This is a genomic window from Corynebacterium nasorum (assembly GCF_022345765.1).
In the GTDB taxonomy this organism is placed as follows: domain Bacteria; phylum Actinomycetota; class Actinomycetes; order Mycobacteriales; family Mycobacteriaceae; genus Corynebacterium; species Corynebacterium kefirresidentii.
In genome coordinates, this window is record NZ_JAKRDR010000006.1 from 63,700 (window position 1) to 77,897 (window position 14,198).

Consider the following 14,198-nt stretch of genomic DNA (forward strand, 5'->3'; position numbering starts at 1 on the left):
AATGAGCGAGAACTACACCCCGCGTCTGAAGACTCGCTACCGCGAGGAAATCCGCAAGACCCTGAATGACGAGTTCAAGTACGACAACGTCATGCAGATCCCTGGTGTCACCAAGGTTGTTGTCAACATGGGTGTTGGCGAAGCCGCACGTGACTCCAAGGTCATCAACGGCGCACTCGAGGATCTGACCGCTATTACCGGTCAGAAGCCGCAGTTGCGTCGCGCTAAGAAGTCCATCGCGAACTTCAAGCTTCGTGAGGGCATGCCCATTGGCGCACGCGTTACCCTGCGCGGCGACCGCATGTGGGAGTTCCTAGACCGCCTGCTGACCATCGCGCTGCCACGTATTCGTGATTTCCGCGGTCTGTCTGATCAGCAGTTCGACGGCCACGGCAACTACACCTTCGGCCTGTCCGAGCAGTCCATGTTCTACGAGATCGACATCGACAAGATCGACCGCCCTCGTGGTATGGACATCACCGTCGTTACCACCGCTACTAACGACGACGAGGGGCGCAAGCTCCTGCGCGAGCTTGGCTTCCCGTTCAAGTAAATAGAGCGCTAAGACATCCCAACTCCCCGGAAAGGGGCGTTGGGATTTTCTAGTTTTACCGAGCGCTTCGAATTCCACGGGGCGAAGGCGCTGGCTCCTGCCAGTGCGGCTTAGGCGCTTTCGGTCTCGGTGTGCGTAGTGCCCTCATAATGCCGGCCGACGACCGCGTTGCGCACTCCCGGCTCCAAAGGGTTGGCAGGTTGAATGCAACTGATGGTGAGAAAACGGCCGGGCATGGGGCCCTCGCCCCAAATAGAAGCGTCGTCAGAAAGCCCCTGTTTATCTGGGTCGTGTAAGTCGGTACCGGTATAGATGAGCCAGTTCTGGCCGGAATTCTGCGTGCGCACGTAGAGCTTGTCTCCCAGATGGACCTTTTGCTCGTTCGTGGAGCCATCTAGAGATTATTAAACACGCCCGGTACGCCCACACCGGTATGGCTGGCGATGACCACGATGTCTTGAGCCGTCGTGGCCGGCAGTGAATAATGGCGGTCTTCGGCAGTGTAGGTGCAGGCCTTATTCATGGAATCCGGATTGATGGCACCGTTGGCTACGAGGCAGGAGCCGTCCTGAAAATCGGCATGGACCTCAATAGCTGGGATGAAGAGCTCGACTGCAGGTGAAGGATCGATGGCAGGTGCCTCTTCTGCGGTGACCTCATTGGTCTCTAGACCCTCTGGTGGGTTGACCACGCGGTTGATTGTGCTGGCGAGTAACACGGTAGCAACGATGCCGATAACCACGCGAAGGATGCCGGAGGACTTCCATACCTTTTTGATTCGCTCCCACAGGGTGGGTTTGCGACGGTGGCGGGGAAGTGAGGTGTCCTCAATGAGGCGTGGTGGGCGGCGGCGCTGTTGTTGGCGGGTGCGCGTTTCGGTCTGGCGCCACTGGCGATCAGCATTTGTGCGGTCGGATCGCGATGGAACGCTCCGGCGTCCGTTAGTGGGCAGCCGATTCGGTTCCCCTCCGCGGCCGGGGTTGGGAATCCATGCGACCTCCGAAGAGAAATTACGGGTAATAGGAAAGCTCTAGCTTACAACGCAGGGGCATGCTTACCCGGAATTGACGCGGAATCAGGTGGTCAGGATAAGATTAGAAGGATTTAATTCTCTCTAATTAATGAGGTAGAAATGTCTCTCAATGATGCCGCCAAGGCGGCGGCCGTCAAGAAGGTCACCTTATTAGATGAATCCTTCGCTCGCTTTGCGGTTCGCGCTACCTTGGCGGGTGTGTACCTGTGCATCGGTACCGCCTTTGCCGGTGTGGTAGGCCAGGCCGTCAACGGCGTTGCGCCGGGAATGGGCTCCGTGGCTTTCGCCCTATTTTTCGGCGTAGGCCTCTTCGCCATTCTGCTCTTGGGGGCCGATCTGGCTACCGGCAACATGATGTACATGGTCTATGCCGCCAGCAATAAGCACGTGACGTGGGGCAAGGCCCTGTACCTGCTGCTTATCACCACCATTTTCAACCTGGTGGGCGCGATCATTTTTGCCGCCATTATGGCGATGTCTGCCAAGTTCGCTGACCTAGATCCCTCGCACCTTTTGGTGACGGTTTCTGAAGGCAAGCTCACCAAGTCCCCGCAAGGCATGGTGGTAGAGGCAATTGCCGCGAACTTCGTGGTCAATATGGGTATCGTGGGAGCCATTTTTGCCAAGGACGCGGCTTCGAAGTTCTTCGTGATTATCCCGATTATCGGCGCCTTCGTGGCGTTGGGGCTGGAACACGTTATTGCGAACTTCTGCCTGTTTAGCATCACGCTCTTCGCTTCCGACCCAGTGCCGGCAACCCTGACTGTTGGCAACGTGGCGCTCAATTGGATCCTGGTGTGGATCGGCAACTTCATTGGCGGCGGCCTATTGGTTGGCGGAGTGTACTCGTGGCTCAACCGCGGCCCAGAGGCCTACCGCGACTAGGCGAGCTCGCCGGAATACACATTAAAGCGGTCGCCGCGAGCAAATCCCACGAGCGCCATGCCGGTCTCGCGGGCCGTTTCCACCGCTAGGGAGGAGGCGGCGCTGACGGCAACCAGCATTCCGAAGCCGGCCATCGCCGCTTTTTGGACGAGCTCAAAGCTGGCGCGCGAGCTCATTACCAAAATGAGATCGTCAGAAGGCAGTCGATCTTCTAGCAGAAGGTGACCGATGACCTTATCGGCGGCATTGTGCCGGCCGATGTCTTCGCGGATGACAACCGGTTCACCGGCCAAGGTGAAGGCACCGGCGGCGTGAATGCCGCCGGTCTTTTTAAATTGCTTCTGTTCGGCGCGAAGTGCTTCGGGCAGCTTGGATACGACATAGGGATCCACCGGCACGTGGGGAATCGGGTAACGCGTCTGCTTGATTAATGCCTCGATAGAGGAGGTGCCGCAGACGCCGCAGGCGGAGGTTGTGGTGGTCAGGCGCAGATCACTTAGGTCCAGCACATTCTTTTTCGCTAGATCGACGTCGAGCAAATTATAAGTATTCATTCCGTCGACGGTGGAGCCGGCGCAGTAGCGGGCCTCCGTGACGTCGCCAAGCGAGGCAATATGGCCTTCCGAATGCAAGAAACCGTGCGCCAGCTCGATGTCATGGCCGGGAGTGCGCATGGTGGTAGTAATGGTCTGGCCGCCCACGCGGATTTCCAGGGGCTCCTCGCCGGCGACAGTATCGGCGCGGGTATCAACCTGCAGGCTTTCTCCCAAACGGACCTTGGTGACGGCGAAGGTGGAATTCTTGCGGCCGGCCACTACTGCAGCACCTGCTTTAGGGTGTCAATATTGCTACGTGCTTCGTCTACATCGCTAGAAGCGAGGCCGACGAGGAAGGCCGTAAGCGGGGCCGCCGGGCGGGAGCGATTATGTGCAACGTCTTTGGTTAAGTCCAGGATTTCCCGGGTGAGCGCGGTTGCCTCTTGTGGATCGAGGCCAAGGTGACGGGCGGCTTCTTCCAGCCACTCGTGGGCGGATTGGAGGGGGTCCTCATGCGTTTGGGTCATAGCCATCTCCTTGTTTATGTTCGTGCTGGTCTTGACTCTAATGACTGGGCGGGACTATTTGGAAAACCCCAGGCTATGGCGTAGCATAGTACCTCGTGCTTGCGCCGAGGCTTCGGCTTGCCTCGATCATTGCGAATTTTGGCACGCTGAGCTGCAGAAAGCGCCGAGCCGTTGCAAGAACTGAACATCAACTTTGTTGTAGGCCCCTCGCCGTAGATAGCGGACCGTTGTCTGAATCAAAGGGTGGCGAGCGCCTCACGGTACTGACCGTGGGGAGCGTGAGTAGCCCGAAATCACACGGAGAACGCTTTGGTGAGCACGGGAACCGCAACGAGAAAGGTACACGGTCACTCATATGACTATGACTGATCCTATTGCCGACATGCTGTCGCGTGTGCGCAACGCAAGTAATGCGCACCATGACACCGTGTCGATGCCTACCTCCAAGCTGAAGGCAAATATTGCCGACATCTTGAAGCAGGAAGGCTACATCGCTGACTACACCGTCGAGGGCCACACCCTGTCCCTCGAGCTGAAGTACAACAACCGCGAGCGCTCCCTGTCTGGCCTGCGTCGCGTGTCTAAGCCGGGTCTGCGTGTGTACGCAAAGTCCACCGAACTGCCACAGGTCTTGGGCGGCCTGGGCGTGGCTATTATTTCCACGTCCCACGGCGTGCTGACTGACCGTCAGGCTGAGGAGAAGGGCGTAGGCGGAGAAGTTCTCGCCTACGTCTGGTAAAGGGAGGTTTGACACATGTCTCGAGTCGGTCTAGCACCAATCGCCGTGCCAAACGGCGTCGAAATCAAGATCAACGGCCAAGACGTTGAGGTGAAGGGCCCAAAGGGTACCCAGAGCGTTAACGTTCCAGAGCCAATCGCCATCAACCTGGAAGACGGCGTACTGTCCGTCTCCCGCCCTGATGACCACCGCAAGCACCGTGCTCTGCACGGTCTGTCCCGCTCCCTGCTGAACAACGCCGTTATCGGCGTGACCGAGGGCTACACCATCAAGATGGAAATCTTCGGTGTCGGCTACCGTGTCCAGCAGAAGGGCAAGGACCTGGAATTCAGCCTGGGCTACTCCCACCCGATCCTCATCGAGGCTCCGGAGGGAATTACCTTCGCAGTGGACGGCGCAACCAAGCTGTCCATTACCGGTATTGACAAGCAACTAGTCGGACAGATCGCCGCTAATATCCGTCGTCTGCGTAAGGACGATCCTTATAAGGGCAAGGGTATTCGCTACGAAGGCGAGCAGATCCGTCGCAAGGTCGGAAAGACGGGTAAGTAAGCAATGGCAAACACTGAAAACACCAAGCGCACTCCAGTCGGCAAGGACATCTCCTCCCGTCGTCGCGAAGCACGCGCACGCCGTCACTTCCGTATCCGTAAGACCCTGCGCGGCACCCCTGAGGCACCGCGCCTGGTTCTTCACCGCTCCTCACGTCACATGCACGTCCAGGTCATCGATGACCTGGCAGGCCACACCCTGGTCTCCGCATCCTCCATGGAGGCGGACGTTCGTGCACTCGAGGGCGATAAGAAGGCCAAGGCTGCCAAGGTAGGCGAGCTGGTTGCCGAGCGCGCAAAGGCCGCTGGCATCGAGCACGTCGTATTTGACCGCGCAGGCTACAAGTACCACGGCCGCGTCGCTGCGCTGGCTGACGCCGCACGTGAAGGTGGTCTGAAGTTCTAATGATCATCGTCAACGGAAACATCAACGGAAGGAACGCCTAATGTCGGACCGTGAACAGCGTGACGGCGGACGCTCCGCCGAGAACAACAAGAACAACCGCGGTGGCAACGGCCGCCGCAACGATCGTCGTAACCACCAGGACAACGAGCGCGATAAGTACATCGAGCGCGTTGTGACCATCAACCGCGTCTCCAAGACCGTTAAGGGTGGCCGCAACATGTCCTTCACCGCTCTCGTCGTCGTTGGTGACGGCCAGGGTCAGGTTGGCGTTGGCTACGGCAAGGCCAAGGAAGTCCCGGCCGCAATCCAGAAGGGTGCTGAAGAGGCTCGCAAGAACTTCTTCCGCGTTCCGATGATTGCCGGCACCATCACCCACCCGGTTGAGGGTCGCGACGCAGCTGGCATCGTTATGATGAAGCCTGCCGCACCTGGTACCGGTGTTATCGCCGGTGGTGCTGCTCGTCCAGTGCTTGAATGCGCTGGCGTGCAGGACATCCTGTCGAAGTCCCTGGGCTCCGACAATGCACTCAACGTCGTCCGCGCTACCGTGGACGGCCTCAAGCAGCTGGTCCGCCCTGAAGAGGTTGCCGCACGTCGTGGCAAGTCCATCGAAGAGGTCACCCCGGCCCGTATGCTGCGCAAGCGCGCAGGTCAGGAGGCATAAGCAATGGCTCTGAAGATTACACAGGTAAAGGGCCTGGTGGGCACCAAGCCGAACCACCGCAAGAACATTGAGGCCCTCGGCCTCAAGCGCATCGGTCAGTCCGTAGTTAAGCAGGACACCCCGATCGTTCGCGGTATGGTTCACAAGGTTCGCCACCTGGTCACCGTCGAAGAAGTGGCAGGGGAGTAAACCATGGCTGATATCATCAAGCTGCACGACCTGCGCCCAACCGCAGGAGCAAATAAGCCTAAGACCCGCGTTGGCCGCGGTGAGGCATCCAAGGGTAAGACCGCTGGTCGCGGTACCAAGGGCACCGGTGCTCGTAAGCAGGTTTCCGCTGCTTTCGAGGGTGGCCAGATGCCGATCCACATGCGTCTGCCTAAGTTGAAGGGCTTCAAGAACCCGAACCACGTTGAGTACCAGGTAGTCAACGTTGCTGACCTGGCTGAGAAGTTCGCAGATGGCGGCGACATCACCGTTGCTGACATCGCAGCTGCTGGCCTGGTCCGCGCTAATAAGCCGGTCAAGGTTCTGGGCAACGGCGACATCAACGTTAAGTTGAACGTCACCGCTGATAAGTTCTCCAAGTCTGCTGTAGAGAAGATCGAGGCTGCTGGCGGATCCGCCAACACCAAGTAATCTCTTTCAAGTAGATTTTCGTCCCCCTCTCCGCACCAGCGGAGCAGGGGGATGATTTCGTTTGGTAAGCGCCCTGGTGCCGGTATAGAGCACAGTACCTTGGTTATGGACACAATTGGTGCTGGAAATAGCTGACAGGAAACCTTTATTAATAAATAAGGTTGCCGGTATGGCGATATATATTCATGAGTGTTAAAGTCAATCTTAGTTGAAAATCATCTACCGTTAAGGAGACTCTTATGTCGTCTATTTCTTCGCTGCTCGCAACCGCAGTCGCTGCCATCATGCCATTTGCCGGCTCTACCGGCCCAGTCGACGCCCAGGAACAGCTCTCCCAGCCGGATCCTGCTGAGACCACTCAGACCGCGCCTGCCGAAGTTGGCGAGCAGAACGCTCAGGACCAGCAGCCCGGCGCTCACGCTGAGAAGGGCCGTATCACCGGTGACAAGGAAGACGTCATCAACGGTGACGCAGAGGGTGCCGAAGAGGTCGATCCAGGGTTCAACGGTGGCAACCTGCAGAGCGGTAAGCTGGCCGTGCAGCGTGAGCTGGCCCTAGCTACCCAGGAGGCCGGCCACGAGTTCATGAACATCGAGTTTAAGGATGACCACTCTGCTCACCTGACCTTCCCGGAGACCTATAACCCGGAGAAGGATGAGGCAGCTGTGCAGCGCGTCATGGACGCCCTGAAGATCAACGGCTACGACAACATCACCGCGGCCTACTAAAGCGCGAGTGTCCCAAGACTTCGGGACGAAAAGGAGGGTGGAACGCTCGGGGAGGGCGTTCCACCCTTTATGCTTTTCCAACCAGGGTAGGCGCGGGGGAGGGAAGGCCTAGGCCTCGTCTACGGTTTTTTCGTACAGGCCAGGGAAGCGGTCATCCGGATCGGTAACCGCTTTGATGGTGGCGGGAAGGTTGCCACCGTAGAGTTCTTCGAATTTTTCCCGGGAATAGAAGGCTTCGGAGTAGAGGGACTTGTGTCCGCCAAGCTCGTTGACCTTGGATTCAATGACGCGGTTGAAAGCGCCATTATTCGGGGCGGAAGGGTCGACGTGGTCGCCTTCTACGCCGGACCAAAAGCCAACATTGACCCAGGTCTGCCCGGGGCGAAGCGGGTAGAGCGGCCAGGGGTCGCTCGAGTTAGAGGCGAGGTCGCCGGTGCCTACTAGCTCTTCCACGCCATCGCGAAGTCGGATTGGACAGAGCCACACCGGCTGGATATCGGAAGCATTAAAGAACCAATGGAGGAATTCCGGCAGGTTTTCTGGAGTGACCTCGATATCTTGGACCACGCGTTCAGCACGTGGCTTGCCGTGGGGCTTTTTGATGAAGTTATATTCCAGCTCGTATTTGCGGTCGAGCCGGACCAATTTCCAATAAAAAGAACTGCGGCGCAATTCGCGCGGCCACACCTTGCGCACCTTCGGGTTCTGCGCGCCAAAGGCGCGCGAGCACCAGAACCAGTCGGTATCCCAGCGCCAGATATAGTCGCGGATGGTCAGGCGGTCGCGCCGGATGTCAGAGGCGTGCTGGAGGCTGCGGTAGTAAATCTTGTCCCGCGTGTAATCGGAGGTTGGGCCCTCCTCGTCGGTAAAGCGGGCGAAGACGAGGTAGGCCTCGTCCTCGGAGAAGACCACGCCGTCGAGGCCATGGACGGGCTCGCCGCGGTGCGTGTGGGAAGAGGCGACGTCGGCAAGCACGCGGCTCGCCTCCTCCACGGTGTGGAAACGCTCCTCGCGCAATTCCACATAGGCGGGCACGGGCTCTAACTCGATCTTCAGGCGCACCGCATAGCCCAGCGAGCCATAGGAGTTGGGGAAGAGACGGAAGAGATCCACATTCTGCTCGCGGGAGCAGGTAAGGATCTCACCCGTGCCGGTAAGCACGTCCATCTCGAGGACGGACTCGTGCGGCAAGCCATTGCGAAAGCTCGTGGATTCCACGCCCATGCCAGTAACCGCACCGCCCAAAGTAATGGTCTTAAGCTGCGGTACGACGAAGGGCATGAGGCCATGGGCCAGGGTGGCATCCACGAGGTCCTCATAGGTGCACATGCCCTGCACATCGGCCGTGCGGGCAACTGGATCGACCTCAATGACGCCGCTAAGGCCGGATACGTCGAGGCCTTCCTGCGCCTCGCTGCGGCTACGGAAGAGATTGGAGGTCTTCTTGGCTAGGCGCACGCGCTTTCCGGCCGGGACAGCACGGAAACTCGCCAGCAGCTTGTCGACGCCCTCTTGGTGCGCCGTCCATCCCACCGGCTCAATGGGCATGGCATCCACCGGTCGCGGTTGGGCAGCGGCGAGGCGTTCGCGCAGATTATCAATGAGAGTCATGGCACCCCTCCTTAAAAGCGGCTATCTTCCCACCAGCGGCGCTCAGGCACACCGGCGCGGGAGCCGGCCTCGCCCAGCTTGACGCCGAGGAAGTGATAAAGGTTGATGATATTGCGCTCAAAGCCCCATTCGGATCCGGCCATATAAATGCCGTAGAGGCGAGCGGTGGGTAGGCCCACGGTTGCGCAGGCCTCGTCCCAATTGTCCTTCAGGTTCTCGCACCAGTCATGCAGCGTGCGCATGTAATCAAACCGGAGGGACTCGGTGTGGATGACTTCGAAGCCATTATCTTGCATCGCCTTGGTGACATTGCCGGAGCCGGTGAGCTCGCCGTCCGGGAAGATATAGCGGTCAATGAAGCCGCCCTTGGGCGTCTTGTGGTTATCCGGGTAGGTGATGTTGTGGTTGAGCATCAGGCCGCCCACCTTCAACTTGCCATGGAGGAACTTGAAGAAGTCATCGTAATTCTTTACACCGATGTGCTCGATAATGCCGATGGCGGAGATAGCATCGAAGCCCTCTTCGGTGATATCGCGGTAATCCATGAAGCGTACTTCCGCCAAGTCTTGGAGGCCTTCCTCCTCAATCTTGCGCTGGCCCCACTCGGCCTGTTCCTTGGATAGGGTGACGCCAATGGACTTCACGCCGCGGCGCGCCGCGTAGCGCACCATGCCGCCCCAGCCACAGCCCACGTCCAAGTGGCGGTCGCCCTCCTGGAGGCGCAGCTTGTCGAAGATGAGGCGGTATTTATTCTCCTGCGCTTCCTCCAAGGTGGCGTCTGGGGAAGGGTAGTAGGCGCAGGTATAGGTCATCGAATCGCCCAAGAAGAGCTCATAAAAGTCATTGCCCACGTCGTAGTGATCAGAAATGACATCAGCATCGCGCTGCTTCGAGTGCTTGGATAGGCCGTCGTGTAGCTTGCGGCGCAGCCAAGAGGCACGCTCTACCTCGGGAACAGGCTGGATCTGGAAGGCGCCCATGGACGCCAGCGAGCGCACCACGCGCGCCAGTGTCTTCGCATCCGGCTTTTCAAACTTGTCGTACATGGCATGTAGGGCGTCGAAGATGCCATAGGGGTGGGCTGGGTGATCGCCGTGGACCGTGATGCCGTCGGTGACATAGGCGCGGGCGAATCCCACATCGCCGGGATGGGTGGCTATAAAAGACAAGCCTTCAAGGCTGTTAATAGTCACCTTGTACTGGGCATCCTCCGGTCCGGTCGCGGATCCGTCGAAGGCTTCCCAGCGGAAGGGATTGGGGCTAGGGACAAATACGTCGATGATCTCAGCTACGGTCATCGGCGTGAATTTCTTTTTCATAAGTACTTCTTTCGAAAATAGTTGGTTCACACCAATAACGGCCTCGTGGCTCATGGGGCTGTGAGGTCGGAGACTTTACTAGGGGATTGCATGTGTGCAATACCCCCTCATGGTAAACCCCGAAGGCAAAACGTGCGAAAGAACAAGCAATGATGGTCACACTATTGGGTATTAATGTGGCTATGGGGGACAAGGCTGGTAGGGTTGTGGGGTCATAAGTGTTCAACCGTCCCTGAAAGAAGCCTAAAATTCCCCTTAGCCGTCCGGCTTAAGGGGTGCGGTTTCCTAGGGGCAGATGAGTTTCCACCTCCGTGTATGAGCGCGAAACCCTCCCTAGATTTCGCGTTCGGCAGCGGTAGGCCAGGAGGATTTTGTAGTGTCCGCCATTATCCAGGCTTTTAAGGATGCCGACCTACGTAAGAAGATCATTTTCACCATCGTGATGGTCATTGCGTACCGCGTCGGCGCACAGATCCCGTCCCCGGGTGTTGACTATGCGTCAATTGCTGGCCGCTTGCGCCAGCTGACCGAGCAGTCCGGAGACCTTTACTCCGTCATTAATCTCTTCTCGGGTGGCGCATTGCTGCAGCTGTCGATCTTCGCCATCGGCATCATGCCGTACATTACGGCCTCGATTATCGTGCAGCTGTTGACCGTGGTCATTCCCCGCTTCGAGGAATTGAAGAAGGAAGGCCAGTCCGGTCAGGCCAAGATGACCCAGTACACTCGCTACCTGACCTTAGCGTTGGCGTTGCTACAATCCTCCGGCATCGTCGCACTGGCAGACCGCGAGCAGCTGCTGGGCCAGGGCGTACAGGTCTTGGCAGAAGACCGTAACTTCTTTACCCTCATCGTCCTGGTAATCACCATGACGTCGGGCGCCGTGCTGGTGATGTGGATGGGCGAGCTCATCACCGAAAAGGGCATTGGTAACGGTATGTCCCTGCTCATCTTCGCCGGCATTGCAACCCGCCTGCCTACCGATGGTGTCAGCATTTTGCAGAATAACGGTGGCCTCGTCTTTGCCATGGTCGTTGCTGGCTTGGTTGTCCTCGTTGTGGGCATCACCTTCATCGAGCAGGGCCAGCGCCGTATCCCGGTCCAGTACGCCAAGCGCATGGTTGGCCGCCGTCAGTACGGTGGTTCCTCTACCTACCTGCCGCTGAAGGTCAACCAGGCCGGCGTTATTCCGGTCATCTTTGCCTCCTCCCTTATCTACATGCCGGTGCTCATTACCCAGATCGTGAACTCTGGCTCCGCCGGTACCCCCGATAACTGGTGGCAGCGCAATGTCATCGCACACCTGCAGGCGCCATCGTCCTGGCAGTACATCGTGCTGTACTTCGTGCTGACTATCTTCTTCGCTTATTTCTACGTTTCGGTTCAGTACGATCCGGCAGAGCAGGCGGATAATATGAAGAAGTATGGTGGCTTCATTCCGGGTATCCGCCCGGGCCGTCCGACCGCGGAGTACCTTGGTTATGTGATGAACCGTCTGCTGTGCGTGGGCGCCCTGTACTTGGCAGTTATCGCCATTTTGCCGAATATCCTCTTGGATCTCGGTGTGGGCCGCGCTTCTGCCAGCGGTACCTCCGCCTTTGGCGGTACGGCCATCCTGATTATGGTCTCTGTCGCTTTGACTACGGTCAAGCAGATCGAGTCCCAGCTACTGCAATCCAACTACGAAGGACTACTTAAGTAATGCGTCTTGTACTTCTAGGCCCTCCCGGTGCCGGCAAGGGCACCCAGGCAGCTATCCTCAGCGAGAAGCTGAACGTTCCGCACATCTCCACCGGCGATCTCTTCCGCGCCAATATTGGCGAAGGCACCCCGCTGGGTGTGGAAGCAAAGTCTTATATCGACGCAGGCAAGCTGGTACCTACCGACGTCACCGCTCGTATGGTCGAGGATCGCCTCAACCAGGACGATGCCAAGAATGGCTTCCTGCTGGACGGTTTCCCTCGTACTACCGAGCAAGCAGACATCCTGGAAGAGCTGCTGTCCAAGAAGGGCGAAAAGCTCGACGGCGTGCTCAACTTCGAAGTATCTGAGGACGTAGTTGTCGAGCGCATGATGGCTCGCGGCCGCGCCGACGATAACGAGGAGACCATTCGCACCCGTCTCGGTGTATACCGTGAGGAGACCTTCCCGCTCATTGAACACTACGGCGATGCCATTATCCCCATCAAGGCCGAAGGTACCGTGGAGGAAATCAACGCCCGTGCGATGGAAGCACTGGGTAAGTAAGCATGGCTTTTCGACGCCGCAGTAAGCGCATCCCCGCCCGCACCCCGGGTGAGTTAGACGCCATGCAGGCCGCCGGCGAGATCGTCGGCAAGGCACTGCAGGAAGTCCGCGCTGCTGCGGCGTCTGGCGTATCTACCCTCGAGCTAGATGCAGTGGCCGAGCAGACCATTCGCGATGCCGGGGCATATCCCACTTTTAAGGGCTACGAGGGCTTCCCGGGCTCCATTTGCGCTTCGGTTAATGATGTCATCGTCCACGGAATCCCAGACCAGGAAACCGTCCTCGCCGAAGGTGACCTAGTTTCCATTGATTGTGGGGCCACGCTCGACGGCTGGGTCGGCGATAGCGCATGGTCCTTCGCCGTGGGCAAGCTCGATTCAGATGTCGAGGCCCTCAATAAGGCCACCGAGTGGGTCCTTATGGAAGGCATGCAAGCTATGGTTCCGGGCAATCTGCTTACCGATGTCTCCCATGCCTTAGAGCAAGCCACCCGCCGTGCCGAGGACAAATTCGGTGTGGAGCTTTTTATCGTCGATGGCTACGGCGGACACGGAATTGGCCGCACCATGCATGAGGATCCCTACCTAGCTAACGAAGGCCGGCCCGGACGCGGCCCGCTGATTCAGGAAGGTTCCGTACTGGCCATCGAACCCATGCTAACTTTGGGCACAGAGGATTCCGCCGTCTTGGAGGATGACTGGACGGTCGTTACCCTCGATGGTTCCTTTGCCGCCCACTGGGAGCATACGGTGGCCGCCACCGCCGATGGTCCCCGTATTCTCACCCGTCGCTACTGACATATATTCCCCAATATTGCCTGTTGTACTAGGCAGATACCCCCCGAAAGGTTATACTCACAGCTATGTCTAAATTTAGCTTCCGCAAGTTCCGTGCCACGGTCGCAGCGCCCGCAGTCGCTAGCGTGATGGCCTTGAGTGCCACCGTTGCGGCTCCTGCCGCTACTGCCCAGGAGGTTCCTAACCTGGATCAGCTCCGCTCCAAGGCAAACTCTGACCTCGCACAGCTCTCTTCTCAGTCCGGCCTAGATAGGCTCACCGCTGATGCAAAGGCACAGCTGGATAATTTCTACGGCCAGACCCGCGAGCAGGCGTGGAACACCCGCAACCAGATTTTGGACCAGTCGGAGAAGTTCTCTCCTGAGCTGGTTCCTAGCGTTCAGACTGCGGTGGATGGCGCCGTTGAATTCCTCTTCCCGGGTCTGATTGCTCAGAAGAATGAGGAAGCACGCAAGGCTCGCGAGGCTGCGGCCCGCGCTAATGCCGAGCGCGTTGCCGCTGAGAAGGCTCGCTCCGAGGCTGCCGCACGCAAGGCGGAAGCACAACGCCGCGCTAACGAGTTTGACCGTGGTCCGTGCCCAGCGGATGCCAAGGTGTGTGTTGACTTGAACGGTCGCCGCACCTGGCTGCAGGACGGTGGAAAGGTCTCCTATGTTTCCCCGGCAATGTCGGCTGGCATGCAAGGTCAGGAAACCCCACGCGGCACCTTCCACGTCACCCGCAAGGTAGAGCACGAAATCTCCCGCGAGTTCAATAACGCGCCGATGCCGTACTCCATCTACTTCACCAACAATGGCCACGCCTTCCACCTGGATGACCCGGCCGTTGACTCCAATGGTTGCGTACACCTGCCGCCGGACGCTGCAAAGCGTTACTGGGATAACGTGCAGGTCGGCGATAAGGTATTCATTTACTAAAACCTCCCGCCACTGCGCTCATTGATTCCCCCGCGCTGGTTCCCCG

Annotated in this window: 19 protein-coding genes; 13 read left to right on the forward strand and 6 right to left on the reverse strand. The window is 58.4% G+C overall.

Annotated features, from left to right (window positions below):
• Window position 1 precedes the first annotated feature (1 nt).
• Window positions 2-553: a 50S ribosomal protein L5 gene (gene rplE / locus MHK04_RS06200; RefSeq protein WP_023020566.1), complete on the forward strand. Its 552-nt coding sequence runs from the start codon at window positions 2-4 to the stop codon at window positions 551-553.
• 110 nt (window positions 554-663) lie between these two features.
• Here the strand turns inward: rplE and MHK04_RS06205 are convergent, their stop codons facing one another.
• Together MHK04_RS06205 and MHK04_RS06210 are read right to left on the reverse strand one after the other, a co-directional pair.
• Entirely contained in the window at window positions 664-900 is a 237-nt protein-coding gene (locus MHK04_RS06205) for a hypothetical protein (RefSeq protein ID WP_239208143.1), read from the reverse strand.
• A 47-nt stretch (window positions 901-947) separates the two neighbouring features.
• A complete protein-coding gene (locus MHK04_RS06210) occupies window positions 948-1,295 on the reverse strand; it encodes a hypothetical protein (RefSeq protein WP_239208142.1) in 348 nt (115 codons plus the stop codon).
• A gap of 390 nt (window positions 1,296-1,685) precedes the next feature.
• On the opposite strand from MHK04_RS06210, the gene MHK04_RS06215 reads away from it, so the two are divergent.
• On the forward strand, window positions 1,686-2,471 hold the full coding sequence (locus MHK04_RS06215) for a formate/nitrite transporter family protein (protein WP_239208141.1): 786 nt from the start codon (window positions 1,686-1,688) through the stop codon (window positions 2,469-2,471).
• On the opposite strand, the gene fdhD is transcribed toward MHK04_RS06215, so the two are convergent.
• Window positions 2,468-3,286, reverse strand: a complete 819-nt coding sequence (gene fdhD / locus MHK04_RS06220; protein ID WP_239208140.1) for a formate dehydrogenase accessory sulfurtransferase FdhD — start codon at window positions 3,284-3,286, stop codon at window positions 2,468-2,470. The genes MHK04_RS06215 and fdhD overlap by 4 nt on opposite strands.
• Window positions 3,286-3,534, reverse strand: coding sequence for a DUF6457 domain-containing protein (locus MHK04_RS06225; protein ID WP_049358612.1), 249 nt, complete (start codon window positions 3,532-3,534; stop codon window positions 3,286-3,288). Before MHK04_RS06225 ends, fdhD begins: the two co-directional genes overlap by 1 nt.
• A 355-nt stretch (window positions 3,535-3,889) precedes the next feature.
• Here MHK04_RS06225 and rpsH point away from each other — a divergent pair, with 355 nt between their 5' ends.
• The 7 genes from rpsH to MHK04_RS06260 all read left to right on the forward strand — a co-directional run bounded on the left by rpsH (window position 3,890) and on the right by MHK04_RS06260 (window position 7,261).
• Window positions 3,890-4,273: a 30S ribosomal protein S8 gene (rpsH, locus tag MHK04_RS06230; protein ID WP_005322799.1), complete on the forward strand. Its 384-nt coding sequence runs from the start codon at window positions 3,890-3,892 to the stop codon at window positions 4,271-4,273.
• 15 nt (window positions 4,274-4,288) lie between these two features.
• Window positions 4,289-4,825 (forward strand): 50S ribosomal protein L6, encoded by a 537-nt coding sequence (gene rplF / locus MHK04_RS06235; protein ID WP_023020585.1) that lies wholly within the window; start codon window positions 4,289-4,291, stop codon window positions 4,823-4,825.
• Between the two features lie 3 nt (window positions 4,826-4,828).
• On the forward strand, window positions 4,829-5,230 hold the full coding sequence (rplR, locus tag MHK04_RS06240) for a 50S ribosomal protein L18 (protein ID WP_005322788.1): 402 nt from the start codon (window positions 4,829-4,831) through the stop codon (window positions 5,228-5,230).
• Window positions 5,231-5,270: 40 nt separating this feature from the next.
• Window positions 5,271-5,894 (forward strand): 30S ribosomal protein S5, encoded by a 624-nt coding sequence (gene rpsE, locus MHK04_RS06245; RefSeq protein WP_023020586.1) that lies wholly within the window; start codon window positions 5,271-5,273, stop codon window positions 5,892-5,894.
• A 3-nt stretch (window positions 5,895-5,897) separates the two neighbouring features.
• A complete protein-coding gene (rpmD, locus tag MHK04_RS06250; RefSeq protein WP_023020587.1) occupies window positions 5,898-6,083 on the forward strand; it encodes a 50S ribosomal protein L30 in 186 nt (61 codons plus the stop codon).
• A gap of 3 nt (window positions 6,084-6,086) precedes the next feature.
• Window positions 6,087-6,533, forward strand: a complete 447-nt coding sequence (gene rplO, locus MHK04_RS06255) for a 50S ribosomal protein L15 (RefSeq protein WP_005322777.1) — start codon at window positions 6,087-6,089, stop codon at window positions 6,531-6,533.
• 239 nt (window positions 6,534-6,772) lie between these two features.
• Window positions 6,773-7,261: a hypothetical protein gene (locus MHK04_RS06260; RefSeq protein WP_023020588.1), complete on the forward strand. Its 489-nt coding sequence runs from the start codon at window positions 6,773-6,775 to the stop codon at window positions 7,259-7,261.
• A 108-nt stretch (window positions 7,262-7,369) separates the two neighbouring features.
• Here MHK04_RS06260 and MHK04_RS06265 read toward each other — a convergent pair whose 3' ends face one another.
• Entirely contained in the window at window positions 7,370-8,872 is a 1,503-nt protein-coding gene (locus MHK04_RS06265; RefSeq protein WP_239208139.1) for an FAD-binding oxidoreductase, read from the reverse strand.
• Between the two features lie 11 nt (window positions 8,873-8,883).
• Window positions 8,884-10,191, reverse strand: a complete 1,308-nt coding sequence (locus MHK04_RS06270) for a class I SAM-dependent methyltransferase (protein ID WP_239208138.1) — start codon at window positions 10,189-10,191, stop codon at window positions 8,884-8,886.
• A gap of 376 nt (window positions 10,192-10,567) precedes the next feature.
• Between MHK04_RS06270 and secY the strand changes: the two genes are divergently transcribed.
• The 4 genes from secY (at window position 10,568) to MHK04_RS06290 (ending at window position 14,152) form a co-directional block, all read left to right on the forward strand.
• Complete coding sequence (gene secY / locus MHK04_RS06275) at window positions 10,568-11,893, forward strand: preprotein translocase subunit SecY (RefSeq protein ID WP_049360584.1); 1,326 nt, start codon at window positions 10,568-10,570, stop codon at window positions 11,891-11,893.
• Window positions 11,893-12,438: an adenylate kinase gene (locus MHK04_RS06280; RefSeq protein ID WP_023020592.1), complete on the forward strand. Its 546-nt coding sequence runs from the start codon at window positions 11,893-11,895 to the stop codon at window positions 12,436-12,438. The genes secY and MHK04_RS06280 overlap by 1 nt, the downstream gene beginning before the upstream one ends.
• 2 nt (window positions 12,439-12,440) lie before the next feature.
• Window positions 12,441-13,235 (forward strand): type I methionyl aminopeptidase, encoded by a 795-nt coding sequence (gene map, locus MHK04_RS06285; protein WP_239208137.1) that lies wholly within the window; start codon window positions 12,441-12,443, stop codon window positions 13,233-13,235.
• 65 nt (window positions 13,236-13,300) lie between these two features.
• Entirely contained in the window at window positions 13,301-14,152 is an 852-nt protein-coding gene (locus MHK04_RS06290; protein ID WP_239208136.1) for a L,D-transpeptidase, read from the forward strand.
• Window positions 14,153-14,198 lie beyond the last annotated feature (46 nt).

Bases quoted from the DNA above. Each gene is read 5' to 3' on its own strand.
- map (WP_239208137.1), top strand. From the start codon at position 12,441: ATGGCTTTTCGACGCCGCAGTAAGCGCATCCCCGCCCGCACCCCGGGT.
- rplR (WP_005322788.1), top strand. From the start codon at position 4,829: ATGGCAAACACTGAAAACACCAAGCGCACTCCAGTCGGCAAGGACATC.
- MHK04_RS06225 (WP_049358612.1), bottom strand. From the start codon at position 3,534: ATGACCCAAACGCATGAGGACCCCCTCCAATCCGCCCACGAGTGGCTG.
- rpsE (WP_023020586.1), top strand. From the start codon at position 5,271: ATGTCGGACCGTGAACAGCGTGACGGCGGACGCTCCGCCGAGAACAAC.
- MHK04_RS06215 (WP_239208141.1), top strand. From the start codon at position 1,686: ATGTCTCTCAATGATGCCGCCAAGGCGGCGGCCGTCAAGAAGGTCACC.
- rplF (WP_023020585.1), top strand. From the start codon at position 4,289: ATGTCTCGAGTCGGTCTAGCACCAATCGCCGTGCCAAACGGCGTCGAA.
- MHK04_RS06270 (WP_239208138.1), bottom strand. From the start codon at position 10,191: ATGAAAAAGAAATTCACGCCGATGACCGTAGCTGAGATCATCGACGTA.
- rplO (WP_005322777.1), top strand. From the start codon at position 6,087: ATGGCTGATATCATCAAGCTGCACGACCTGCGCCCAACCGCAGGAGCA.
- MHK04_RS06280 (WP_023020592.1), top strand. From the start codon at position 11,893: ATGCGTCTTGTACTTCTAGGCCCTCCCGGTGCCGGCAAGGGCACCCAG.
- rpmD (WP_023020587.1), top strand. From the start codon at position 5,898: ATGGCTCTGAAGATTACACAGGTAAAGGGCCTGGTGGGCACCAAGCCG.
- rplE (WP_023020566.1), top strand. From the start codon at position 2: ATGAGCGAGAACTACACCCCGCGTCTGAAGACTCGCTACCGCGAGGAA.
- MHK04_RS06290 (WP_239208136.1), top strand. From the start codon at position 13,301: ATGTCTAAATTTAGCTTCCGCAAGTTCCGTGCCACGGTCGCAGCGCCC.
- rpsH (WP_005322799.1), top strand. From the start codon at position 3,890: ATGACTATGACTGATCCTATTGCCGACATGCTGTCGCGTGTGCGCAAC.
- MHK04_RS06265 (WP_239208139.1), bottom strand. From the start codon at position 8,872: ATGACTCTCATTGATAATCTGCGCGAACGCCTCGCCGCTGCCCAACCG.
- MHK04_RS06260 (WP_023020588.1), top strand. From the start codon at position 6,773: ATGTCGTCTATTTCTTCGCTGCTCGCAACCGCAGTCGCTGCCATCATG.